This window comes from Macrococcus equipercicus (assembly GCF_004359525.2).
GTDB classification, from domain to species: domain Bacteria; phylum Bacillota; class Bacilli; order Staphylococcales; family Staphylococcaceae; genus Macrococcus; species Macrococcus equipercicus.
Genome location: NZ_SCWC02000002.1, coordinates 236,178 through 258,095, shown reverse-complemented (window position 1 = coordinate 258,095; position 21,918 = coordinate 236,178). Strand labels below are relative to the sequence as shown.

Genomic DNA, 21,918 nt, shown 5'->3' with positions numbered 1-21,918 from the left:
AACCTCCATTAAAAGTTTGCAAGCTCGCGCATTGCATTTTCAATTTTTTCCGGATTCACCATGAAGAAATCTTCCATCGGCGGTGAATAAGGCATCGATGGAACATCCGGTCCAGCCAGCCGTCTGATCGGCGCGTCCAGGTCGAACAGACAGTTCTCAGCGATGATGGCTGATACTTCACTCATGATGCTGCCTTCAAGATTATCTTCAGTGACGAGCAGCACTTTCCCGGTTTTCTTAGCCGCATTGATGACATACTCTTTATCGATCGGATAGACGGTTCTTAAATCCACGACTTCTGTCTCAATGCCTTCTGCAGCGAGCTTCTCAGCTGCCTGCAGTGCATAGTTGACGCACAGGCCGTAAGTGATGACTGTGATGTCATCGCCTTCACGTTTAGAGTCTGCCTTGCCGATCGGTACGATGTAATCCTCTTCTGGCACTTCCTGCTTGAGCAGGCGATAAGCTTTTTTGTGTTCGAAGTAGAGCACAGGGTCGTCATCACGAATCGCCGCCTTCAGCAGCCCTTTCGCGTCATATGGTGTTGACGGAATGACTACTTTCAAGCCGGGTGTCGACGCAAAAATCGTCTCGATGGACTGTGAATGATACAGCGCCCCGTGAATACCGCCGCCGAACGGTGCACGGATAGTCAGCGGGCAGTGCCAGTCGTTGTTTGAACGGTACCTGATTTTCGCCGCCTCATTTAAGATCTGGTTGGTCGCCGGCAGTATATATTCAGCGAACTGGATTTCTGCGACCGGACGCTTGCCGACCATTGCGGCACCGATAGACGCGCCGACAATATTTGATTCCGCAAGCGGCGCATCGATGCTCCGGTATTCACCGAACTTCTCCTGCAGCCCTTTTGTCACACCGAAGACACCGCCTTTTTTACCGACGTCCTCACCGATGACAAAGACACTGTCATCGCGTTCCATTTCTTCAGCCATCGCCTGGTGAATCGCTTCTAAATAAGATAGTTTAGCCATGATTAACCTCCATAAACATGCAGCAGCGCTTCTTCAGGTGCCGGGTAAGGTGCCTGCTCTGCTTTCTTCGTGGCATCGTTGACGATAGTAGTGAGTTCTTTGTCCAGCTCTTCAAACCACGCCTCGTCTGCTGCCCCGTGTTCCAGAATATATGCCTTGAATCTGATGTTGCAGTCCAGCTCTTTATTGGAATTACGTTCATCGAGTGTCCGGTAGCTGTCATCATCATCTGACGAATGGGCCGTCAGTCTCGTCGACATCGCTTCGATCAGCGTTGCACCGTCACCATTCACTGCACGTTCTCTTGCCTCTTTTACCGCTTTGTAGACAGCAATCGGGTCATTGCCGTCGATATGTTCGCCGTGCATGCCGTAACCGATGGCACGGTCCGACAGTTTGTCAGCCCCGTACTGCAGTGTATGCGGCACACTGATCGCATATTTATTGTTTTCAATGATACAGATGAACGGCAGGTCATGCACGCCTGCAAAATTCAGTCCCTCATGAAAATCACCCTGGTTGCTTGACCCTTCGCCCAGTGTTGTCAATGCGATTTTTTTCTCGCCGTCCATCTTGAAGGCAAGCGCGGCGCCGACTGCATGCAGCACTTGTGTCGCGACACATGAGCCCTGTGTTAAAATACCGCATGACTTCTTACTGAAATGTGACGGCATCTGCTTGCCGCCGCTTGAGACATCTCCTGACTTTGCGAATGCTGAAAGCATCGTCTCTTCAGGGGTCATCCCCATATGGGTCACGAGCGCAAGGTCACGGTAGTACGGTGACGTGATATCTCCTGATTCCAGTGCATAAGCCGCGCCGATCTGCGTGGCTTCCTGCCCCTGACAGCTGATGACGAACGGTAGTTTACCGGCGCGGTTCAGCAGCCACATGCGCTCGTCCAGTTTTCTGCCGAGCAGCATTGAGCGGTACATTGCTTTTAAATCATCCGGTGTGAGTCCGGCTTCTTTGTGATCCATCATTACTACTTCCTCCTATATATGAATGGCACGGCCTTCACCTGCAAGCCCGAGTTCCATCAGTACTTCCGATACAGACGGATGAGCATGGACCGTCAGTCCGAGTTCAAGTGTCGACGCATTCATAAATTTTGCCAGTGCCACTTCATTGATGATCTCGGTGACATTCGGGCCGATCATAGACAATCCAAGCACTTCATCACTCTTTTTATCTTTGATCAGTATGGCCTGCCCGCTCGTATCACCATTGATGACTGCCTTGCCGATCGCTGCAAACGGCACAGCTTTTGTCACTGTGTCAAAGCCTGCGTCCTTAGCAGCTGCTTCGGTCATACCGATGCTCGCTACTTCCGGGTTTGTATAAATACATTTCGGCACGGTGTCGTAATCAAGCGTGATCGGTGCCGCATCGTTCATATGCTCGACTGCAATGACACCTTCCTTCGTTGCAACGTGTGCCAGCTGCAGATTGCCGATGACATCGCCGACCGCATAAATATGCTTATCTTCAGTCTGATAGAATTCATTGACTTCGATAAAGCCGTTTGTCGCTTTGATCTTAGTGTTATTCAGACCGATGTCATCGCTGTTCGGCCTTCTGCCGATAGCGACCAGCACCTGCTCGGCATTAACCACTTCAGACAGCGTGAATGTGATTCCCTGCTCATCCTGTACAATCGTCTCCGCTGACAGGCTTTCGCCAGTCAGAAACTTGATGCCTTTTTTCTCAAGCTCCTTCTGCAGAATACGGCTGATTTTCTTCTCTTCAGCCGGGATGATCGAAGAACCTGCTTCGATAACAGTCACTTCCACTTCCAGATCAGCAAGCAGCGAGGCGAATTCAAGGCCGATGACACCACCGCCGACAATGGCCATCGATTTCGGCAATGTTTCAAGCGTCATCATATCATCACTTGATAATACTGTCTTATGGTCAAAGGGCAGAAACGGCAGTTCCCGCGGTGTGCTTCCCGTGCAGATCAGCACGTGCTTATTGACCAGCAGCTCTGATTCTCCGCTGCTGTTCTCAACAGAAACGGTACCCGCCTGTGGTGAGAAGATAGACGGCCCTAGAATTCTGCCTGTCCCAGAGTAGACATCGATATGGTTGGCCTTCATCAAATGCTGGACGCCGCCGTACATTTTCGCTACGACTTCATCTTTACGGTTCCTGATATCTTTGAAATCATAGGCAGGCGTCTGTGCCTGAATGCCGTACTTCGCCGCCTGCTTGATATAAGAAAACACTTCAGCAGACTTCAGCAGACTTTTCGTCGGAATACAGCCTTTATGCAGACATGTGCCGCCGAGCTTCTCTTTCTCGACAATCGCTACTTTCATTCCCAGCTGTGACGCACGGATGGCAGACACATAGCCTGCCGTACCGCCGCCGAGCACTACTAAATCATATTCATTTGCCATACTAATCTCCTTTATGCATAGACTTTAGGCTGTTCTTCCTTGTTCAGGACGCGCAGGACACCTGCAGTCAATGCCTCCATTTCTTTTTCACCGGGCATCACTGTGACACCCGCAATAAACTGCACGCGCTCTGTGATCATATTGACGAGACGATTGCTGTAGGCAAGTCCCCCGGTCATAATAATTTGATCGGCACTGCCGTTAAAGTAGACGCTTGCCGCGGCAATGGATTTTGAAATCTGATAGGCCATCGCTTCATAGGCAAGAACCGCTGCCGCGTCACCCTGCAGTGCACGCTGTTCAACAGCAATGGCATCTGTCGTACCGAAGTGAGAGACAAACCCGCCCCGCTTCGACAGCAGCTTTGCCACGTCATCGATAGTCAGCTGGCTTTCGATGACGTGGCGCGCCAGCTGATTCGCAGGCAGAGAGCCTGCACGTTCGGGACTGAATGGTCCCTCACCGGATAATCCATCATTAACATCGACGACCCGTCCTCCTGCATGTGTCCCGACCGTAATTCCCCCGCCGAGATGGGCGACAATCAAGTTCAGCTCTTCGTAGCTGCGATTGATCCGCTCGGCGTAGTTTCTTGCCACAGCCTTCTGATTCAGTGCATGAAATATGCTGCGGCGTTCCATGAATTTCAGTCCTGTCATCTTCGCCATCGGAGACATTTCATCAACGACGACCGGATCAACAATGTATGCAGGTTTATTGTATGCCTTACTCAGCTGTCCGCCAAGTAATGTACTGATATTTGACGCGTGACTGCCATATTTAGAAGCCAGCAGGTCTTTTGTCATCGCCTCATTGATCAAATAAGTGCCGCCCGAAATCGGCTTCAGCAGTCCCCCGCGCGCCGCTATAGCATCGAATGTCTCGATATGATGGTTCTGCAGAAAATTATTGACGACCTGCAGACGAAAGGCCGTCTGTTCCTCCACTGTTCCACTGACTTCTTCGACTGTATGTCTCAATGTCTCCGTAATTACACACGTATGGTCATCAAATAAAGCAATCTTGGAAGATGTACTACCAAGATTGAGTGTCAATATATGTGCCATTATTTTCTTCTTGAGATGAGCGAGTGTTCGTTAATGCTGAACGTGCTGCGGACGCGCATCATCTGGTTGATTCTTTCTTCTGCCATACGGTCTGCTGCCAGTGCAGTAGAGATATTATCACGCGCTGCGATTGCAAACACTTTATCCATCTGGTCATAAATCTCTTCGATTTTCTTCGTTGCACGACCTTCATTGTAACCATGCAGTTCATCAGCCACATTGATCACACCGCCTGAATTGACCACGAAGTCCGGAGCGTAAATGATGCTGCGTTCTGCAAGCATCGCTGCGTGCTTCTCAGTTTCTCTCAGCTGGTTGTTGGCACTGCCGCACACTGCTTTGACTTTCAGCTGTGGAATGTTGTCATCATTTAAGATGCCGCCCAGTGCACATGGTGCAAAAATATCAGCTTCCACTGCATAAATTTCATCAGGTGCCACTGCTTTAGCGCCAAACGCTTTAACCGCACGGTCGATGGAATCCTGGTTAATATCTGTGACGATCAAATGAGCGCCTTCTTCATGCAGATATTCACATAGGCTGTATGAGACGTTGCCGACCCCTTGCACAGAAACCGTTTTTCCTTCGAGCGAGTCAGAACCGAACGCTTCCTTTGCAGTCCGTTTCATCGCTTTGTATACACCGAGTGCAGTCATCGGACTTGGATTACCTGAAGAACCGAAGCTCTCAGACAGTCCTACGACATAATCTGTCTCCTCGTGAATTGTATCCATATCTGTCACTGTCGTACCGACATCTTCCGCAGTGATATAGCGGCCGTTCAAGCTTTGGACATAGCGTCCTAATGCGCGGAACAGCGCTTCTGATTTATCTTTTTTAGGATCGCCGATGACCACGGTTTTACCGCCGCCGAGATTTAAACCTGCTGCTGCATTTTTATAAGTCATACCGCGCGCAAGACGCAGTGCATCATCAATCGCTTCTTCCTCACTTGCATACGGCCACATTCTGCAGCCGCCAAGAGCCGGGCCAAGTGTTGTATCATGAATGGCGATGATCGCTTTCAGTCCACTCGCTTCATCATAACAGAACACTACCTGCTCATAATCATATTGTTCTAATCGTTCGAAAATCATTCGGATACCCCTTTTCATGATTATATTAAGCTCATTACTTCTTTAATTTTACATTAAAAACTTTACTAATCAAATATAAATTATAAAACTTACAGTTTACATGATTAAGTAAATGTTAATTTATTATTAAGGAATACGTCAAATTTTAACACTTTTATTTGATAAAGCGCTTACAAAAGCTGTCACTATAATTCATTCATGCGTTTTTTAATTTCTATACATTATATTATAATAATAATTATAACGTACTTAAAGCCAGTACGATGGAATTATATTTATCGCTGAATTTGTCTGCACGTGATGATAGAATGACCGGCACTTTCGCTCCGACGACCATGCTCGCTACATCTGCGCCGGCGAGATAGGTCAATGATTTATAGAGGACATTGCCTGACTCAATCTGAGGCATGACCAAAATATCAGCATCGCCGGCGACGACTGAATCCATCCCTTTATGAAGCGCCGCGTCCTTACTGATGGCATTATCAAGTGCAAATGGACCATCAATGATACCGCCTTTGATCTGTTTTCGCTGGCTCATCTGAGCGATCAATGCGGCATCAACGGTTGACGGCATCTTCGGATTGATGAGCTCGATAGCAGAAATCAGGGCGACTTTCGGCTCCGAATAGCCGAGCTGTTTTGCAGTGATCAGCGCATTGTTGATAATATCGACTTTTTCATCGAGCGTCGGACTGATATTCATTCCTGCATCTGTCACCATCAGCATTTTATGATAAAGCGGCACATTGAAGAATGCGAGATGACTGAGTTTTCTGCCGGTCGTCAGCTGATGTTCTTTCTTCAGCACTTCCTTCAGGATGACAGGCGTGGCGACAAGTCCTTTCATGAGCACATGGGCCTCGCCGCGCGCGACAGAGCGGACAGACCGCTCTACTGACTGCTGTTCTGATAGCGTATGGCGTATCTCAAGCCGCGCTGTCTGCTGCTGCTGCTCCTGTTCAAGCAGTGCTTTTATTTTCCGTTCATCTCCGTACAGCCTGAAAGTAGCTTCTGTCTCCTTGAGCGCCCTGCAGACTGCCTTAATGACGTCCGTATCTGCCGCCTGACAGACAGCGACTACTTTTTTTACTGATTTTCCTGCTGTTAATATATCATTGAATTGCATGTCATTCACCCTTTCCCTTTCATTGTAGCTGATTTACAGCAGTTAGCAATTTAATTTGTCAAACCTCTCCGGATTAAGTATAATGATTCCGGGTGATGATCATGCAGAAAATAATAGCGCTGCTCGTGCTCGTCGTTCCCATCTACTTCGCCGGTCTCGGTGTTAAATGGATGCGCGACGCCGTATTCGGTGTTTTAGTGCCGGAACTCCACTTTATATGGCTGCAGTTTCTGTTAGGGTTAATCCTTGCAGTAGCAGGCATTGCGTTCGTCGGCGGCTATATCCTTCATATGGAAAAAAGAACCGAACGGGTACAAAAAAAATTCATCGACAAGAGCAAACACTAATCTCTGTCAGATGAATTTTTTTGTGTTCACCGCCAGCTCGACGTCATCTGTAATAATGGCATCGACATCTGTCTTCAGCCAGTATGCTATATCTACCGCTCGATTCACTGTATACAGACGCACGTTCAGCTGCTCAGCGGCAATCTTAGCGGCAAAATCTTCAGACGTATAGAATGTATTCGTATGTATGCCGTCAAACAAGTAGACGGACTTCAGCTGCCATGGTCTATCGACATATCTGGAATAAAGATAAGCTGTCTCAAGCGCCGGCTGCAGCTGCTTGATGCGCCGCACTGACTCCAGCTGGAAGCTCGAAATAATGAGCCGCTCATCCATCGAATACCGGGCAAGCAGTTCAATAAGCCGTGCTTCAAGCACCCCGCCGGTCTTACCTTTGATTTCAATGTTGAGTTCAAGGGGCGTATCCTTCAGCAGGTCGAGAACATCTTTCAGCAGCGGGATGCGTTCGTATGTGAAGCGTCCCGTTCTGATTTTCGCCTTCCGCAGTTCAGCAAAGGTCAGGTCTTTCACAGTGCCGCTCCGATTCGTCGTCCGGTCCAGCGTGTCATCATGAATGACGACGAGCTGCTCATCCGCAGTCAGATGGACATCAAGCTCTATGCCGTCTGCTCCGTACTCAATGGCCTTCCGAAAAGCAAGCATGCTGTTTTCCGGAAACTTCTTCTTATACCCTCTATGCGCAAAAATTTTAACCATAAGCTACCTCATTAAGTAGTCGAGCAGTTCACCGACTGTCGGCTTTGTATATTTGCCTTCTGCCTGCCATTTCTGTTCAAATCCCTGCTTCCATGCTTTATCAATGGAATGCCGGATCGCTCGTTCAACACTTGCCGTATTGACATCATTCAGCTGCGCGATTTCCGGATACAGCGACCGGGTCAACTGCTCGATTTTTTCCGGCGTCTGTTGAAGAATCGCCATAGCGTCATTGATGTACTGCGTGCCTTTCAATTTTTCAGAGAACAGCTCATCAAGTGCCGGTTCAGCCATATGCTCACACAGCCGTCTGATAGTCTGTTCAATCACATCAAGATCGACTGGTTTAAGCAGAAAGTAATCCACGCCGAGTGCCGTCGCTTCAATCAGCACCGATTCTTTGCCGAATGCAGAGAAACAGATGACTTTATAGTCCCGTTCTCTCGGCATGTAATTTTTCACAAGTGTCAGACCATCGATATTTGGCAGCACCAAATCCAGCAGCAGAACATCGAAGTTCCGTTTTTCGATCAGCTGCCGTCCGTCCATGCCGTTATTAGCGATATCTGTAACAATTATGCCTTGCTTCGTCAGATGCGCTTTTATAGTTACCGCCAGTTCTTTTGAATCTTCGATGATAGCAACTCTTAACATCCAGTCACCTCCACCTATTCCTTTTTGTTCTGGGCGATCAGTTCTGCCGCGTGCTCTAAAGTGAGCGGCGTCACTTCCACCCCCGATATCATCCGCGCCACTTCATTGACTTTTGCCGCTCCTGTCAGTTCTGTCACAGAAGTCACCGTTCTTTCATCACGCTCATGCTTCTCAATATAGAGATGGTGATCGCTGATCGCTGCAACCTGCGGCAGATGGGAGATACAGATGACCTGCATATGCTTTGCGATTGCTTTCATCTTCTCTGCCATCTTCTGCGCCACCCGGCCGGAGACGCCCGTATCCACTTCGTCAAAGAGAATAGCGGTCTGCCCTTTGTTCTCAGCGAATATGCTTTTAAGCGCCAGCATAATCCGTGACAGCTCACCGCCTGAAGCGATCTTATACAGCGACTTAAGCGGCTCCCCTTTATTCGGGCTGATCATGAACTCCATCACTTCCAGCCCATCCATACTTGGTTCCGTCTTTGTAAATGCCAGTTCAATGTTAGCGCTTTTCATTTCAAGATGATGAATCTCTTGCAATATATCATTTCTCAGCTGATGCGCATCTTTTCTTCTTTCTTTCGACAGAATGCTCCCTGCTGACAGCAGCTGCTCATACAGTGCATCTATTTCTTCTTTCAAGTGAGAAGTGCTTTCCTCAAGATTTTCAATTTGATTGATCTCTGTCTCCAGCCTGCCGATCAAGTGAATCAGTCCGTCATGATCCACGCCGTATTTACGCTCCAGCTGCTGAATGAGATTCATGCGCTCTTCCAGTTCGTTCAGCGTCTGCTCATCGTAGTCATTACCGGTCATTTCATCATGGAGCCGGTGCTTGGCATCCTCGAGCAGATAATAAGTGTTCTGCGTTTCTTCCACGAGCTGCGTATACTGGCCGGACAGAATGTCATCGACTTCCTTCAGTGACTCCGTGAAATCAAACAGCTTATCCAGAATGTTGTCCTCATTTGATAAACAGCCGACTGCTTTAGTGAGCTCAATATTCAGCTTCTCAAAGTTCCGCAGCCGGTTGATGTCTTCAGTCATCACTGTTTTTTCTCCTGTGACCAGCTTTGCCTGAGAGAGTTCATGATGCTGGAATTTAATGAGGTCCAGCCGCTGCAGCAATGAATCATCCTGCCGTTCCAGTCTTTTCAGCTCATCCTGCTTCTTCCGGTATTTGCCGTAAATGGTCTGATACTGCTGCTTGACAGCAGCATATCTCCCTTTTGAATACTCATCGAGCAGTGACAGATGATATTTCGGTTTGAGCAGGTGCTGCGTTTCATGCTGCCCGTGAATATCGAGCAGCTCCTGCATGATGGTCCGCAGCTCGTTCAATGTCACGGTCTGATTATTGATTCTGCATATACTTTTCCCTGACTTCATGATTTCGCGCTTAACAAGCATGAAGTCGTCCCGGTCAATTCCTTTAGCGTCAAGCATCTGCTGCACGACCGGATTATGATCGATGTCGAATACCCCTTCAACAACCGCCTTATTCTCACCGTGACGTACAAGATTCTGGCTGGCGCGTGCACCGATCAGCTGCGAAATCGCATCGATGATAATGGACTTACCTGCCCCTGTCTCACCGGACAGAACGGTCAGTCCTTGTTTCAGTTCAATTTCAAGTTGTTCAATGATTGCAAACTGTCTTATAGACAATGTCTGTAACATATTCTGCCTCCACCTAAAGCATATTAAATAAGCGCTCCGTCACCACTTTGCCTGAATCGGCATCTCTGCAGATGATCAGACACGTGTCGTCACCGCAGATCGTCCCTAAAATCTCATCCCATTCCAGCTGGTCTAAAATAGCACCGATAGACTGTGCATTCCCGGGCAGAGTCTTCAGCACAAGCAGGTTGCCCGTCCCTTCCAGCTTCACGAAAGAATCCATCAAGTAGCGCCCGAGTTTATCAAGCGGATGATATTTGCGGTCTCTCGGCAGACTGTAAATATATTGGCCGCTCGGCGTCGGAACTTTAATGAGCTGCAGTTCTTTTATGTCACGGGAGATTGTTGCCTGAGTGACATTCAAATTGAATTCATTCAGTTTTTCAACCAGTTCCTCCTGAGTTTCAATTTGCTGACTGGAAATGATTTCCCTTATTTTTATCTGCCGCATTGTCTTATTTGCCATATGCATCCCCCAATTGTATATTTATTCACTAATCGTAGCATAAAAACAAATAATTTCCTAACAAAAAAACCGTTTAATTCGTTAATTACACGGCTTTTTTCATATCTATCCAGCGATGACGTCAGCAATCATATCAGACGTTATTTCTGTATCACTTGGTGTATTTGATAAATAAACTAAATATTCTGTGTTACCGGCTGCCCCTTTGATCGGGGAGGTCGTCAGCGCCAGTGGAAAGAACTGGTCGTGCTGTGCCAGGGCCAGTACTTTCTGGATGACTTTATAATGAACAGCAGGATCCGTGACGATTCCTTTATCACCGACTTCATGACGCTCCGCTTCAAACTGCGGCTTAATGAGTGCGACCACTTCTGCCTGCTCAGCAAGTATCGTCTTCAATGTCTTGAAAATCAGTCCTAAAGAAATAAAGCTCACGTCAATCGTCGCGAAATTCGGCCGCGGATCAAACTGCTCAGGTGTCACATAGCGGAAGTTTGTCTGCTCCATCACGGTGACACGGGGATCGATGCGCAGCTCATAGGCCAATTGATTTGTCCCGACATCGATGGCATAGCTTTGCAATGCGCCGTTTTGCAGGGCGCAGTCTGTAAAGCCGCCGGTCGATGAGCCGATATCCACATGAACTTTATGCTGGATATCGAGGTTAAATGCAGCCAGTGCCTTCTCAAGCTTATAGCCGCCGCGGCTGACATATTTTTTGTTCAGACCCTTCACCCGGATCTTGACCGTCTCCGGTGTGATTTTTTCAGCGGCTGAGTGAATGCGTTCATGTTCGTTGAATACTTTACCTGCCATAATGAATCTTTTGGCTTCGTCCACTGAATCAAAATATTCATGGCTGACAAGCCAGTCATCAATGCGCTGCTTCTTCATCCGTTTTACCTGTCAGCTGTTTAATTTCGTCGACGATATGCGCAGTCGTCAGACCGATGTCCTGCAGCAGCAGGTCGACATCGCCCTGTTCAATATATTCATTATCGATGCCAAGCCGCTTCACTGCGACCTGCTGTTTCTGGTCATTGAAATAATTGACGACCAGTGAACCGAAGCCGCCGGTCAGCATGGATTCTTCCACCGTGAGCACCGGAATGTTTCTTGCCGCGAGTTCGTCCAGATAGTCTGTATCCAGCGGTTTAATGAAGCGTGCATTCACGACTTCTATATTAATCCCTTCTTTAAGAAGCAGCTCCTGCGCTTTCAGCAGCAGCTGAAGCGTCGGGCCGAATGATAATACTGCCGCATCTTCACCTGCTCTCAGCACTTCCCACTTGCCGTAAGGAATACCGGCAGCGGGATCGGTCACTTTGACGCCGAGTCCATTGCCGCGCGGATATCTGATGGCAATCGGTCCTGAATAATCAGTAAATGCGCTGTAGACCATCTTTCCTGCTTCATCTTCATCTTTCGGCATCATGACCGTCATGTGCGGCAGATGGCTCAGGAACGGAATATCAAATACACCTTGATGTGTCTCACCGTCAGCGCCGACAAGGCCTGAACGGTCGATACCGAAGACAACATCCAGCTTCTGGCGGTCAATATCGTGCAGCAGCTGGTCGTATGCGCGCTGTAAAAATGTCGAATAAATCGCGACATACGGCTTCATTCCGCTGGCAGCCAGTCCGCCCGCCATCGTCACTGCATGCTGCTCAGCAATACCGACATCAAAGAACTGTTCCGGAAGCTGCTGCTGAAATTTTGTCAGCTTGCTTCCGACCGGCATCGCAGGCGTGATCGCGACAATGCGTTTATCATGCTTCGCAAGTTCCAGTACGGCGTCGCTCATCAGCTGGCTCCATGACGGAGCTGACACTTTACCGCCGAGCTGTTCCCCTGTATCTAATTTGTAAGGCCCAAGCCCGTGCCAGGTGCCGATTTTATCATTTTCAGCATGGCGGTAGCCTTTCCCTTTTTTTGTGATGACATGAATGATGACCGGCCCGCTGATACGCTTCGACGTCTCAATCGCCTCTCCAAGTTCCCGGAAGTTATGACCATCGACAGGACCGACATATTTAATGCCCAGTTCCTCAAAGAACACACCGGATACAACTAAATACTTCAGGCTGTCTTTAATCCGGTCCGCTGAATCTCTGAGTTTAAGGCCGCCCGGCAGCTTGCTCAAAAAGCCGTCGATATCAACTTTAGCCCGGTTATAGTTCTGATTGGTGCGCAGCCGGCCGAACATGTTGTGCATCGCACCGACGTTCGGCGCAATGCTCATCTCGTTATCATTCAGGATGATCGTCATATTCGTGCGGTCATGACCGATATGGTTTAAAGCTTCAAGCGCCATGCCGCCTGTCAGCGCGCCGTCTCCGATGACCGGAACTATATGATAGTGCTCCCCCATGATATCCCGTGCTTTTGCCATGCCCATCGCCGCAGACAGCGAGGTTGAACTGTGTCCCGCCTCCCAGACGTCATGAACGCTTTCTGAACGTTTCGGGAATCCGCTTAATCCTTTGTGCTGACGCAGCTGATCAAACTGGTCACCACGGCCAGTCAGAATTTTATGGATGTAGGCCTGATGGCCGACATCAAATATAATCTTATCCTCAGGGCTGTTGAAATGCTTATGCAGCGCAATTGTGAGCTCCACCACTCCTAAATTGGCACCGATATGCCCACCAGTGACCGCACACTTTTCAATCAAAAAAGTTCTCATGTCTTCGCTGAGCTGTACGAGTTCACTTTCTGTGAGACTTTGTATTTCTGATGGATTTTTAATTTTTGCAACATCCATTTGAGTTCCACCTACAGTCTAAATAATTAGTTAAGTTTTATTATATCATTACAAAACATAATATGAACAAAAAAAGCCGCTAGGGCTTTTAGTAATACAGATGATTATTTAGTCCGTGCCACGATATAATCCAGAAGTTCCATCATCGACGTGCAGTTCTCGGTCAATTGACTGACCAGCTCGACTGCCTCATGATAGACATCCGTCATCGCCTGTTTTGCAGCCGGCAGACCAAGCAGTGTCACATAAGTCGCCTTGTCGTTCTGGGCATCGCTGCCGGCTGTCTTGCCCATCTCCTCAAGACTGCCTTCCACATCGAGAATATCGTCCTTAATCTGGAACAGCAGTCCGACTTTAGTGCCAAGGTCATGCAGCTGCGCCATGGCCGTGTCATCGAGACGTGCAATCACACCTGCACATAGGAAGCAGGCTCTAATAAGGTCACCTGTTTTATGAAGATGAACTTCCTCCATTTCAGCGCGTGTGAGTTGCCGATGTTCCGCAGCCATATCGAGCATCTGGCCGCCGACCATCCCTCTGCTGCCCGCTGCCCGCGAAATAATGCGGACCAGCTCAACCTTCACTTCAGCCGTCAATGTCTCATCACTCATCACGTGGTAGAAGCTGTCAGTCAATAGTCCGTCTCCGGCCAGTATCGCTGTCGCCTCACCGTACACTCTATGATTAGTCAGCTTGCCTCTCCGGTAATCGTCATCATCCATCGCCGGCAGATCGTCATGAATCAATGAATACGTATGAATCATTTCAATGGCCGCTGCCGCTGACAGTCCTGACGCCGCCTTTTCACCGCACATTTCAAGCGTCGTCAGCAGCAGCACCGGACGGATGCGTTTTCCGCCGGCTGATAATGAATAGTTCATTGCTGCATCGAGTTCAGCGCTTAACGCATCATCATAGAGATGACTCATATAATCGTTGATTAACTCAATAAATTTATGCTTCATTATTAACCTCAGCAGCGCTTACTTGATTGATTTTCTTCTCTGCTTCCGACAGCTGCTGCTGGCAGGCTTTTGATAATTTAATCCCTTGTTCATATAATTGTATAGACTCTTCAAGTGATACTTTGTCATTATCGAGCTTATTGACGATACTCTCCAGTTCCGTCATCATCGTTTCAAAGTTGTTAGCCATATTAATCCTCCTTCACCACTTCTACAACCGCACTTATTTCACCGTCAGCCATCTGGATATCGATGGTCTGCGAAACTTCCAGGTCATGAATGCTGCTGGTAATACCTGCTGCTGTCCTGACAATACTGTAACCTCTGTCCAGTATACCTGTCGGGTTGAGACTCGCGAGCAGTTTCTGCTGAAACTCCAGCGCTCTGGCAAGCGACTCGTGCTGCCTATTGACCGACTGATCCAGCTGCCGTGCATATTGCGAGAGCTGCTGCTGACTGAGCGCTATATGCGATTGCAGCCGGTCACCGGATAATCTACTGTCCAGTCTGACAAACCGCTCCTTTGCCCCGGCGAACTTGTCCTTCAGCAGATAGAACATCTTTTGTTCCAGTTCATCCTTACGCTGCACCTGCTGTTCAATCAACAGATCAGGATTGCGGAAGACCGGATGACTGCTCAGCCGCTGGACGCGCTGCTGCTCATACTTCAGCCGCTGCGTCAGCTGCTGCCGCAGAAAAACATCCGTCGATTTAAGCTGATTCATCAGCTCAGACTGGTCCGGCGTCGCCATAACAGCTGCTGCAGTCGGCGTCGGCGCCCTTAAATCAGCCGCAAAGTCACTGAGCGTCGTATCCGTCTCATGACCTACTGCAGAAATAATAGGCGTCTCTGCCTCGTAAATCGCCTGCACGACAGCCCGTTCATTGAATGCCCAGAGATCTTCGATAGAGCCGCCGCCACGACCGACGATCATGACATCAACACCCAGTGTATCGGCCTGCTTGATATTCTTCACGATATCTTCAACTGCCCCTGCCCCCTGGACTAGCGTTGAAATATAATGGACGTCTGCCAGCGGATAGCGTCTTGTCAGCGTCGACTCGATGTCACGGATAGCAGCACCGGTCGATGCTGTAAGGACAGCGATACGCTGCGGATATCTCGACAGCTTCTTCTTATGCGCTGCGTTGAACCAGCCTTTTGCTTCCAGCTCCTTCTTCAATGCTTCAAACCGCTCATAAAGCTGGCCCACACCATCAAGCGACATCTCATTGACGTAGAGCTGGTAGCTCCCGCGGGCTTCATATACTGACACGCGCCCTGTAATCAGTACCTGGTCTCCTTCTTTCGGAGTGAACGTCGTCTTTACCGCGTCGCGTTTGAACATCATGCCATTTAATACCGCTCCGCCGTCTTTCAGCGCAAAATAAAGATGACCGCTTGAATGATGCTTGACATTAGAAAGTTCACCTTTAATGTAGACATTCTCAAGATAGGGATCCCGTTCAAACTTTACTTTGATATATTTAGTCAGCGCGCTGATGGACAAATATTCTGTCATTGCAGCTTCTGCTTAATGACTTCGCTCAGCACACCATTGATGAACTTGTAGCTGTCATCATCTCCATAAGTTTTCGCCAGGTTTACCGCTTCATTGACGGCTACTTTTTCCGGGACGTCTGTGTACAGCACTTCATAGACCGACATGCGCAGAATAATGCGGTCGACTTTGCTCAGACGCTCCAGTGTCCACTGCTTCAGATGTGGGCGGATCGCTCTATCAATCGCTTCCTCATGTTCTTTGACACTTTCAGTGAGCGTATCCATGAATGCATCGCGTTCATTCGGTTCCAGAACAAATGACTTCGCTTCTGTTAATGTGATTGGTTCCTTCGTTTCCATCTGAAATAATACTTTTAATGCCAGTTCTCTCGATTCGCTACGACTCATAATTGTTCTCCTTCAAAAAGTGAGAGGATGCAGGCATCCTCTTAGTTATCTTTAAATTTAATATTGATGATATGGACATTGACCTGTTTAGGGTTCAGCGCTGTCATATTTTCCAGCGCATATTTAATGTTCTGTTGAACTTGCTTAGCAGTTGCAGAAATTTTAGTGCCGTACTCAAAGGTGCAGTATGCATCGATATAAATGTCATCTTCTTTAATTTCAACATTGACGCCCCGGGCATTTTTAACACCTAATTTATCGAGGGATTTATTTTTCTGCAGTAAAGTGACACCTTTGACTTCGCTGACCGCGATAGTCGCGATTACTTCAATGACATTAGGCGAAATTTCCACTGTACCTAAGTTCTCTTTAGACATCGATTCAACCATGCTATTGCCTCCCATCGTATCATACTTACATCATACCATTATTCAGCGGTAATATTAACTAGATTGAATAGAATTCAAGCTCAAAAATAAAAGGCAAAAAACGGATAGAAGTGATCTTCCATCCGTTTAAGCTGTCCGACTGTCGCAAGCCCTGCCATTTAAATGCCGCGGCCGGTCGTTCAGTCGTACTGCAGTGTGTTTTCTTTCAGGAAATTCGTGCTGTATTCTTTGCTCAGGAACACGGGGTGCTTCAGTAATGCCTGATGGAACGGAATCGTTGTGTCGATGCCGTGAATAATATATTCATCGAGGGCACGCTGCGCACAGCTGATCGCTTCTTCACGTGTCGGCTGGAAGACAATCAGCTTCGCCACCATAGAATCGTAGTACGGCGGAATCGTGTACTGGTTATAGCATGCAGAGTCTACTCTGACGCCATAGCCGCCCGGCACTAAATACTGCGTGATCTGACCTGCTGACGGCATGAAGTTTTTCAGCGGGTTCTCAGCATTGATTCTGAGTTCCAGCGCGTGGCCATTGAACTGAACATCTTCCTGCTGAATATCCAGCCTTTCGCCTGACGCGATTCTAATCTGCCACTTCACGAGGTCAATGCCGGTCACCATTTCTGTGACAGGATGTTCCACTTGAATACGCGTATTCATTTCCATGAAGTAATATTTATTTTCGTTCAAGTCATAAATAAATTCAATCGTCCCTGCACCTTCGTAGTTGACGGTTTCGGCTGCTCTGACAGCTGCCTGTCCCATCGCGGCACGCGTCTCTTCACTGATAGTCGGGCTCGGTGATTCTTCGACAAGCTTCTGCATACGGCGCTGAATCGTGCAGTCACGTTCACCAAGATGAATGACATGACCGTAAGAATCCGCAAGAACCTGAATCTCAATATGACGGAAGTTCTCAATGAATTTCTCGATGTATAACCCTTTATTACCGAATGCCACTTCTGCTTCCTGCTCAGTCATCCGGTAGCCGGTTACGAGCTCTTCTTCATTGCGGGCGATACGGATTCCTTTCCCGCCGCCGCCTGCTGTCGCTTTAATGATGACCGGGTAGCCGATTCTTTCGGCTTCCCGCTTCGCGATGTCAATCGTTTCAACAAGACCATCACTGCCCGGCACGACCGGCACATTCGCTTTGATCATCTCTTTTTTAGCGAGGTCTTTAATACCCATCTTCGTGATAGATTCATGACTCGGTCCGATGAACTTGATGTTGCACGCTTCGCACATTTCCGCAAAGTCTGCGTTCTCAGCGAGGAACCCGTAGCCTGGATGAATCCCTTCACAGCCGGTGGCACTGGCAATCGTCAATATGTTCGGTATGTTCAAATAAGAGTCTTTGGAATATTTAGGGCCGACGCAGTATGCTTCGTCAGCCAGCTGAGTATGTAATGCTTCTTTGTCGGCTTCAGAGTAGATAGCGACTGACTGGATGTTCAGTTCTTTCAGTGCACGGATGATACGCACAGCAATTTCACCGCGGTTGGCAATCAATACTTTCTTCATTACTTCACCCGGAATAAAGGCTGACCGTATTCCACCATTTGTCCATCTTCAACAAGAATCTCAACGATTTCGCCTGAGAGTTCAGCCTGAATTTCATTGAAGAGTTTCATCGCTTCCAAAATACATACAACCGATTCAGCAGATACTTGGTCACCGACTTTAACATAAGCACCGCTTTCAGGTGTCGGTGATTTATAGAATGTTCCGACCATCGGGGCATTGATTGTACGGCCCTCAGCTGCTGGTTCTTCCTGCGGGCGTTCAACTTCCGCTGCCGGTGCCTGAACTTGCGGCACCGCCTGAACAGGTGCTGTCTGAGCGACTTGTACAATCGTCTCTTTTTTCAGTTTGATTTTGTGGTTATCTTCTTCTACTTCTATCATTGTGAGTGATGACTGATCGAGTAAGTCGATCAGTTCTTTAAGTTCTTCAAAATTCATGATGTTCTCCTTTATACTTCATATTCATACTAGCTACCTAACCCATTTTACTTGAGTGGTCAGACCAATTCAAGTATTAAAAAAAGACATGCCTGAGCATGTCTCCGATTAACCACGTGAGACGTATGAGCCGTCTGTTGTGTTAATAATCAATTTGTCGCCGTTGTTGACAAACAGCGGCACGTTCAATGAGTAACCTGTCTCTACTGTCGCCTGCTTAGTAGCACCTTGCGCTGTATCGCCTTTAATGCCCGGTTCTGTTTCAGTGACTTCCAGTGTGACCGTGTTCGGTAATTCAACACCTAACGTTTCACCCTGGTAGCTTTGAATATGAACATCCATGTTTTCTTTCAGGAACTTCAGTTCATGAGTCAATGCTGTTTCAGGGATCTCTGTCTGATCATACGTTTCAGTGTCCATGAAGACATGAACATCACCGCTCGCATATAAATACTGCATTTTACGGTTGTCGATCTGCGCACGGCCTACTTTTTCACCCGCACGGAACGTTTTCTCCTGGATGGCACCTGTTCTTAAGTTTCTTAATTTTGAACGGACAAATGCTGCCCCTTTACCAGGTTTAACATGCTGGAATTCCAGAACACGCCAGATGCCGTTATCTACTTCAATCGTTAAACCGGTCTTAAAATCATTTACTGAGATCATTTAATAATCCTCCTAATTTTGCTGTCTATAAAATAATAAGGTCTTTTGTAGAATGTGTAAAGCGCTTTAGCCCACTTTCAGTGACAAGGACATCATCTTCAATGCGGACACCGCCGAGCCCGTCCACATAAATACCGGGTTCAAGCGTCACACACATATTCGGCTCAAGCTCAATGTGCGATGCGGCAGACAGACCCGGCCCTTCGTGTACTTCAAGTCCGATGCCGTGACCCAGCGAATGACCGAAGTGCGCGCCGTATCCTTCGTCCTCAATAATACGGCGCGCAATCGCATCTGCTTCCGCACCTGTCATGCCCGGTTTAATCGTTTCCAGCGCTGTCACCTGTGCCTTCAGCACGATGTCATAGATCTTCTTCATGTCTTCACCAGGATCTCCGACTGCAAATGTCCGGGTGATATCAGAAATATAGCCTTGATAGATGGCACCGTAGTCAAGCGTGACCATCTCCCCCTGCTGGATGACCTTGCCAGAAGCCACACCATGCGGCAGGGCACCCCGATGTCCGGAAGCGACAATCGTGTCAAAAGAAGAACTTGATGCGCCGTTCTTTCTCATGAACATTTCAAGCTCATTGTTCACCTCCATCTCAGTCATGCCGGGTTTCACGAATTTAAGAATATGCTCATATGTAAGGTCGGCAATATCTGCGGCCTGCTGAATAAGATGGATTTCATAGGATTCCTTGATCATCCGGATTCTTTCGATGGCACCTCCGATATCGACCAGTTCCATCGTCTCTTTCAGCTTCGCATACTGCTGATAAGTGATCAGATCTCCTTCAAAACCGACTGTTTCAGCATGCAGCTCTTTAATCAGATCCGCGACACAATCCAGCAGTCCCCCTGGCTGCTTGACGACCTCGAAATCAGCAGCCTGTTCAGTTGCCTGCGCTGTATATCTGAAGTCAGTGATTAAGTAGCGCTGCTCTTTCGTGATGACCAGTGCACCGCTGGACCCCGTGAACAGCGATAAATAACGGCGGTTGTAAGGCGACAGCACAACGATGGCATCAAGATTTTTGTCTTCCAGCAGTTGCGTGATTTTTTCGAATTTCATAGTATACCCCTTCTCTTGTTGTTTTAAAATCTTCTATTATCATGTTACCATAGAATAAGAACGACCGGATAAGGAGAACGTTTATGAAAAAACAATTAGTTATTGCAGCGACGCTCCTGCTTGCTGCGTGCAGCAACGAAACAGAGCAGCTGCAGAACAAACAGACTGAGCTGAAAGCATCTATTAAAACACTTAAAGAAAAAATAAGCGATGAAAAAACGAAAAAGATTTCCAATAGCAATACACTGTCAGCTCTGAACAAAGAGCTCGACTTGACAAACGATACAAGCAGTACTATTTCCAGTGAAGATTATGCCGGCTATTTCAACACATATACGCAGGCGATGGCTGATGCCTTCAGTGAATATTCCGCCATCGACAGTGAAGCCTCCGCCCTAAAAGATGATGCGGCTGTCCGGGCGCAGCTGTCGGCTATTCAGACGAAGATTAAAAGTTCCACCGACGCTTTCAATGCACAGCTGGAAGGCAAAAGCCTGCCTGCTTCCTACGAGGATATTCATAGTCAGGTGACCGAAGCCAACAAAGAATTTATAGCTGGAATGAATAAAATCGTAAAAGGCTATGCTGCTTCCGACCGGAAGACTTTCAATAAAGGCAGCGCCGCCTTGAATGAAGGCATCAACAAAATAGACAGCATTCAGTTTCAGTCATAAATTAAGACGCCCGGGTGAAAAACTTCACCCGGGCGTCTTGATCATATGCCAGCTTATCTTCTATATGTCCAGTCATCGCTCATATATTTCTTCGACAGTTCATGCACTTCAGCCAGCTGCTCGGCTGTCAGTTCGTAAGGAATAAGCTGAATATTAAGCCCCTGCTGGAAGCCGCGGTAAAAGGCATCTTCCATCTCCTCAATCGTCACTTCTTTATCGGTCAGCTCATTGATCGCTACTGCTTTGTCATGAAAGGCATCCTTCATTTTAGTCATCAGCCGCTCATTTTTGAACTTGAACAGGCCGAACAGTTCATCCACATCGATTTTCTGCAGAATAGAGCCGTGCTGCAGGATCACTCCCTTTTGTCTTGTCTGGGCACTGCCGGCAATCTTTCTGCCTTCGACGACCAGCTCGTACCAGCTCGGTGCATCAAAGCAGACCGAGCTTCTCGGGTCTTTCAGTTTCGCGCGTTGCTCTTCTGTCCGCGGTATCGCAAAATAAGCGTCCAGCCCTAAATTTCTGAAGCCTTCCAGCAGCCCTGTGGAGATGACACGGTAAGCTTCAGTCACAGTCTTCGGCATATCCGGATGACTTTCCGGGACGATGACGGAATAGGTCAGTTCGTGGTCATGCAGCACGCCACGGCCGCCTGTTGCACGGCGTACAAGCCCGATATGGTTTTCCTTCACTTTATCGATATCTATTTCTTTCTCAAGCTGCTGGAAGTAGCCGATTGACAGCGTCTTCGGATTCCAGCCGTAGAAACGCACGACCGGCTGCAGCTGTCCTTCCGATACCCAGTTCATCAGTGCTTCGTCCAGCGCCATATTAAAGTAGGGATTCTGTTTTTTCGTATTGATAAATAGCCATTGTTCTGTCATGTTGATCATCCTTATAGAGAGTTTAGTGAAAATTACTTTGAAATCAATGCCGTTAATC

The 21,918-nt window shown here is 47.9% G+C and carries 24 protein-coding genes; 2 read left to right on the top strand and 22 right to left on the bottom strand.

Features of this window, described 5'->3' with window-relative positions; all coding sequences use genetic code 11:
• Window positions 1-8: 8 nt before the first annotated feature.
• The 6 genes from ERX35_RS03895 to ERX35_RS03870 all read right to left on the bottom strand — a co-directional run bounded on the left by ERX35_RS03895 (window position 9) and on the right by ERX35_RS03870 (window position 6,687).
• Window positions 9-992 carry an alpha-ketoacid dehydrogenase subunit beta gene (locus tag ERX35_RS03895; RefSeq protein ID WP_149458607.1) on the bottom strand — a complete coding sequence of 328 codons (984 nt, stop codon included), beginning with the start codon at window positions 990-992 and terminating at the stop codon, window positions 9-11.
• 2 nt (window positions 993-994) lie between these two features.
• Window positions 995-1,975: a thiamine pyrophosphate-dependent dehydrogenase E1 component subunit alpha gene (locus tag ERX35_RS03890; protein WP_149458606.1), complete on the bottom strand. Its 981-nt coding sequence runs from the start codon at window positions 1,973-1,975 to the stop codon at window positions 995-997.
• A 12-nt stretch (window positions 1,976-1,987) separates the two neighbouring features.
• Complete coding sequence (gene lpdA / locus ERX35_RS03885) at window positions 1,988-3,394, bottom strand: dihydrolipoyl dehydrogenase (RefSeq protein WP_149458605.1); 1,407 nt, start codon at window positions 3,392-3,394, stop codon at window positions 1,988-1,990.
• An 11-nt stretch (window positions 3,395-3,405) separates the two neighbouring features.
• Window positions 3,406-4,461, bottom strand: coding sequence for a butyrate kinase (gene buk, locus ERX35_RS03880; protein ID WP_149458604.1), 1,056 nt, complete (start codon window positions 4,459-4,461; stop codon window positions 3,406-3,408).
• The gene (locus ERX35_RS03875; protein WP_149458603.1) at window positions 4,461-5,558 is read right to left on the bottom strand and encodes a Glu/Leu/Phe/Val dehydrogenase dimerization domain-containing protein; all 1,098 of its coding nucleotides are present in this window, start codon (window positions 5,556-5,558) and stop codon (window positions 4,461-4,463) included. The genes buk and ERX35_RS03875 overlap by 1 nt, the downstream gene beginning before the upstream one ends.
• 238 nt (window positions 5,559-5,796) lie before the next feature.
• The gene (locus ERX35_RS03870) at window positions 5,797-6,687 is read right to left on the bottom strand and encodes a bifunctional enoyl-CoA hydratase/phosphate acetyltransferase (protein WP_149458602.1); all 891 of its coding nucleotides are present in this window, start codon (window positions 6,685-6,687) and stop codon (window positions 5,797-5,799) included.
• 101 nt (window positions 6,688-6,788) lie between these two features.
• Between ERX35_RS03870 and ERX35_RS03865 the strand changes: the two genes are divergently transcribed.
• Window positions 6,789-7,034, top strand: a complete 246-nt coding sequence (locus ERX35_RS03865; RefSeq protein ID WP_149458601.1) for a DUF2627 domain-containing protein — start codon at window positions 6,789-6,791, stop codon at window positions 7,032-7,034.
• A 6-nt stretch (window positions 7,035-7,040) separates the two neighbouring features.
• Here the strand turns inward: ERX35_RS03865 and ERX35_RS03860 are convergent, their stop codons facing one another.
• From ERX35_RS03860 to ERX35_RS03790, 15 genes are all read right to left on the bottom strand, one after another.
• Complete coding sequence (locus ERX35_RS03860; RefSeq protein WP_149458600.1) at window positions 7,041-7,751, bottom strand: glycerophosphodiester phosphodiesterase family protein; 711 nt, start codon at window positions 7,749-7,751, stop codon at window positions 7,041-7,043.
• Window positions 7,752-7,754: 3 nt separating this feature from the next.
• The gene (locus tag ERX35_RS03855; protein WP_149458599.1) at window positions 7,755-8,405 is read right to left on the bottom strand and encodes a response regulator; all 651 of its coding nucleotides are present in this window, start codon (window positions 8,403-8,405) and stop codon (window positions 7,755-7,757) included.
• A gap of 14 nt (window positions 8,406-8,419) precedes the next feature.
• Entirely contained in the window at window positions 8,420-10,090 is a 1,671-nt protein-coding gene (recN, locus tag ERX35_RS03850; protein WP_149458598.1) for a DNA repair protein RecN, read from the bottom strand.
• 13 nt (window positions 10,091-10,103) lie between these two features.
• Entirely contained in the window at window positions 10,104-10,556 is a 453-nt protein-coding gene (gene ahrC / locus ERX35_RS03845; RefSeq protein ID WP_149458597.1) for a transcriptional regulator AhrC/ArgR, read from the bottom strand.
• Window positions 10,557-10,661: 105 nt separating this feature from the next.
• Window positions 10,662-11,450 carry a TlyA family RNA methyltransferase gene (locus tag ERX35_RS03840; protein WP_149458596.1) on the bottom strand — a complete coding sequence of 263 codons (789 nt, stop codon included), beginning with the start codon at window positions 11,448-11,450 and terminating at the stop codon, window positions 10,662-10,664.
• Window positions 11,431-13,323: a 1-deoxy-D-xylulose-5-phosphate synthase gene (gene dxs / locus ERX35_RS03835; RefSeq protein ID WP_149458595.1), complete on the bottom strand. Its 1,893-nt coding sequence runs from the start codon at window positions 13,321-13,323 to the stop codon at window positions 11,431-11,433. Before dxs ends, ERX35_RS03840 begins: the two co-directional genes overlap by 20 nt.
• 104 nt (window positions 13,324-13,427) lie before the next feature.
• Window positions 13,428-14,288, bottom strand: coding sequence for a polyprenyl synthetase family protein (locus ERX35_RS03830; protein ID WP_149458594.1), 861 nt, complete (start codon window positions 14,286-14,288; stop codon window positions 13,428-13,430).
• Window positions 14,278-14,478: an exodeoxyribonuclease VII small subunit gene (gene xseB / locus ERX35_RS03825; RefSeq protein WP_149458593.1), complete on the bottom strand. Its 201-nt coding sequence runs from the start codon at window positions 14,476-14,478 to the stop codon at window positions 14,278-14,280. The genes ERX35_RS03830 and xseB overlap by 11 nt, the downstream gene beginning before the upstream one ends.
• Before the next feature lies 1 nt (window position 14,479).
• A complete protein-coding gene (gene xseA / locus ERX35_RS03820; RefSeq protein ID WP_149458592.1) occupies window positions 14,480-15,811 on the bottom strand; it encodes an exodeoxyribonuclease VII large subunit in 1,332 nt (443 codons plus the stop codon).
• Entirely contained in the window at window positions 15,808-16,200 is a 393-nt protein-coding gene (gene nusB / locus ERX35_RS03815) for a transcription antitermination factor NusB (protein WP_149458591.1), read from the bottom strand. The genes xseA and nusB overlap by 4 nt, the downstream gene beginning before the upstream one ends.
• A gap of 41 nt (window positions 16,201-16,241) precedes the next feature.
• Window positions 16,242-16,589, bottom strand: coding sequence for an Asp23/Gls24 family envelope stress response protein (locus ERX35_RS03810; RefSeq protein WP_149458590.1), 348 nt, complete (start codon window positions 16,587-16,589; stop codon window positions 16,242-16,244).
• 179 nt (window positions 16,590-16,768) lie between these two features.
• Window positions 16,769-18,118 carry an acetyl-CoA carboxylase biotin carboxylase subunit gene (gene accC, locus ERX35_RS03805; RefSeq protein WP_149458589.1) on the bottom strand — a complete coding sequence of 450 codons (1,350 nt, stop codon included), beginning with the start codon at window positions 18,116-18,118 and terminating at the stop codon, window positions 16,769-16,771.
• Window positions 18,118-18,558 carry an acetyl-CoA carboxylase biotin carboxyl carrier protein gene (accB, locus tag ERX35_RS03800; RefSeq protein ID WP_149458588.1) on the bottom strand — a complete coding sequence of 147 codons (441 nt, stop codon included), beginning with the start codon at window positions 18,556-18,558 and terminating at the stop codon, window positions 18,118-18,120. The genes accC and accB overlap by 1 nt, the downstream gene beginning before the upstream one ends.
• Window positions 18,559-18,666: 108 nt before the next feature.
• Window positions 18,667-19,224, bottom strand: coding sequence for an elongation factor P (gene efp, locus ERX35_RS03795; RefSeq protein ID WP_149458587.1), 558 nt, complete (start codon window positions 19,222-19,224; stop codon window positions 18,667-18,669).
• A 25-nt stretch (window positions 19,225-19,249) separates the two neighbouring features.
• A complete protein-coding gene (locus tag ERX35_RS03790; protein ID WP_149458586.1) occupies window positions 19,250-20,302 on the bottom strand; it encodes a M24 family metallopeptidase in 1,053 nt (350 codons plus the stop codon).
• An 83-nt stretch (window positions 20,303-20,385) separates the two neighbouring features.
• On the opposite strand from ERX35_RS03790, the gene ERX35_RS03785 reads away from it, so the two are divergent.
• Window positions 20,386-20,976, top strand: coding sequence for a hypothetical protein (locus ERX35_RS03785; protein WP_149458585.1), 591 nt, complete (start codon window positions 20,386-20,388; stop codon window positions 20,974-20,976).
• Window positions 20,977-21,029: 53 nt separating this feature from the next.
• On the opposite strand, the gene ERX35_RS03780 is transcribed toward ERX35_RS03785, so the two are convergent.
• Window positions 21,030-21,860, bottom strand: a complete 831-nt coding sequence (locus ERX35_RS03780; RefSeq protein ID WP_149458584.1) for a lipoate--protein ligase family protein — start codon at window positions 21,858-21,860, stop codon at window positions 21,030-21,032.
• Window positions 21,861-21,918: the final 58 nt, after the last annotated feature.

Bases quoted from the DNA above. Each gene is read 5' to 3' on its own strand.
- ERX35_RS03830 (WP_149458594.1), bottom strand. From the start codon at position 14,288: ATGAAGCATAAATTTATTGAGTTAATCAACGATTATATGAGTCATCTC.
- ERX35_RS03870 (WP_149458602.1), bottom strand. From the start codon at position 6,687: ATGCAATTCAATGATATATTAACAGCAGGAAAATCAGTAAAAAAAGTA.
- xseB (WP_149458593.1), bottom strand. From the start codon at position 14,478: ATGGCTAACAACTTTGAAACGATGATGACGGAACTGGAGAGTATCGTC.
- ahrC (WP_149458597.1), bottom strand. From the start codon at position 10,556: ATGGCAAATAAGACAATGCGGCAGATAAAAATAAGGGAAATCATTTCC.
- ERX35_RS03855 (WP_149458599.1), bottom strand. From the start codon at position 8,405: ATGTTAAGAGTTGCTATCATCGAAGATTCAAAAGAACTGGCGGTAACT.
- xseA (WP_149458592.1), bottom strand. From the start codon at position 15,811: ATGACAGAATATTTGTCCATCAGCGCGCTGACTAAATATATCAAAGTA.
- ERX35_RS03895 (WP_149458607.1), bottom strand. From the start codon at position 992: ATGGCTAAACTATCTTATTTAGAAGCGATTCACCAGGCGATGGCTGAA.
- accC (WP_149458589.1), bottom strand. From the start codon at position 18,118: ATGAAGAAAGTATTGATTGCCAACCGCGGTGAAATTGCTGTGCGTATC.
- efp (WP_149458587.1), bottom strand. From the start codon at position 19,224: ATGATCTCAGTAAATGATTTTAAGACCGGTTTAACGATTGAAGTAGAT.
- nusB (WP_149458591.1), bottom strand. From the start codon at position 16,200: ATGAGTCGTAGCGAATCGAGAGAACTGGCATTAAAAGTATTATTTCAG.
- ERX35_RS03875 (WP_149458603.1), bottom strand. From the start codon at position 5,558: ATGATTTTCGAACGATTAGAACAATATGATTATGAGCAGGTAGTGTTC.
- ERX35_RS03810 (WP_149458590.1), bottom strand. From the start codon at position 16,589: ATGGTTGAATCGATGTCTAAAGAGAACTTAGGTACAGTGGAAATTTCG.
- ERX35_RS03890 (WP_149458606.1), bottom strand. From the start codon at position 1,975: ATGATGGATCACAAAGAAGCCGGACTCACACCGGATGATTTAAAAGCA.
- accB (WP_149458588.1), bottom strand. From the start codon at position 18,558: ATGAATTTTGAAGAACTTAAAGAACTGATCGACTTACTCGATCAGTCA.
- buk (WP_149458604.1), bottom strand. From the start codon at position 4,461: ATGGCACATATATTGACACTCAATCTTGGTAGTACATCTTCCAAGATT.
- lpdA (WP_149458605.1), bottom strand. From the start codon at position 3,394: ATGGCAAATGAATATGATTTAGTAGTGCTCGGCGGCGGTACGGCAGGC.
- ERX35_RS03865 (WP_149458601.1), top strand. From the start codon at position 6,789: ATGCAGAAAATAATAGCGCTGCTCGTGCTCGTCGTTCCCATCTACTTC.
- ERX35_RS03790 (WP_149458586.1), bottom strand. From the start codon at position 20,302: ATGAAATTCGAAAAAATCACGCAACTGCTGGAAGACAAAAATCTTGAT.
- ERX35_RS03860 (WP_149458600.1), bottom strand. From the start codon at position 7,751: ATGGTTAAAATTTTTGCGCATAGAGGGTATAAGAAGAAGTTTCCGGAA.
- ERX35_RS03780 (WP_149458584.1), bottom strand. From the start codon at position 21,860: ATGACAGAACAATGGCTATTTATCAATACGAAAAAACAGAATCCCTAC.
- dxs (WP_149458595.1), bottom strand. From the start codon at position 13,323: ATGGATGTTGCAAAAATTAAAAATCCATCAGAAATACAAAGTCTCACA.
- ERX35_RS03840 (WP_149458596.1), bottom strand. From the start codon at position 11,450: ATGAAGAAGCAGCGCATTGATGACTGGCTTGTCAGCCATGAATATTTT.
- recN (WP_149458598.1), bottom strand. From the start codon at position 10,090: ATGTTACAGACATTGTCTATAAGACAGTTTGCAATCATTGAACAACTT.
- ERX35_RS03785 (WP_149458585.1), top strand. From the start codon at position 20,386: ATGAAAAAACAATTAGTTATTGCAGCGACGCTCCTGCTTGCTGCGTGC.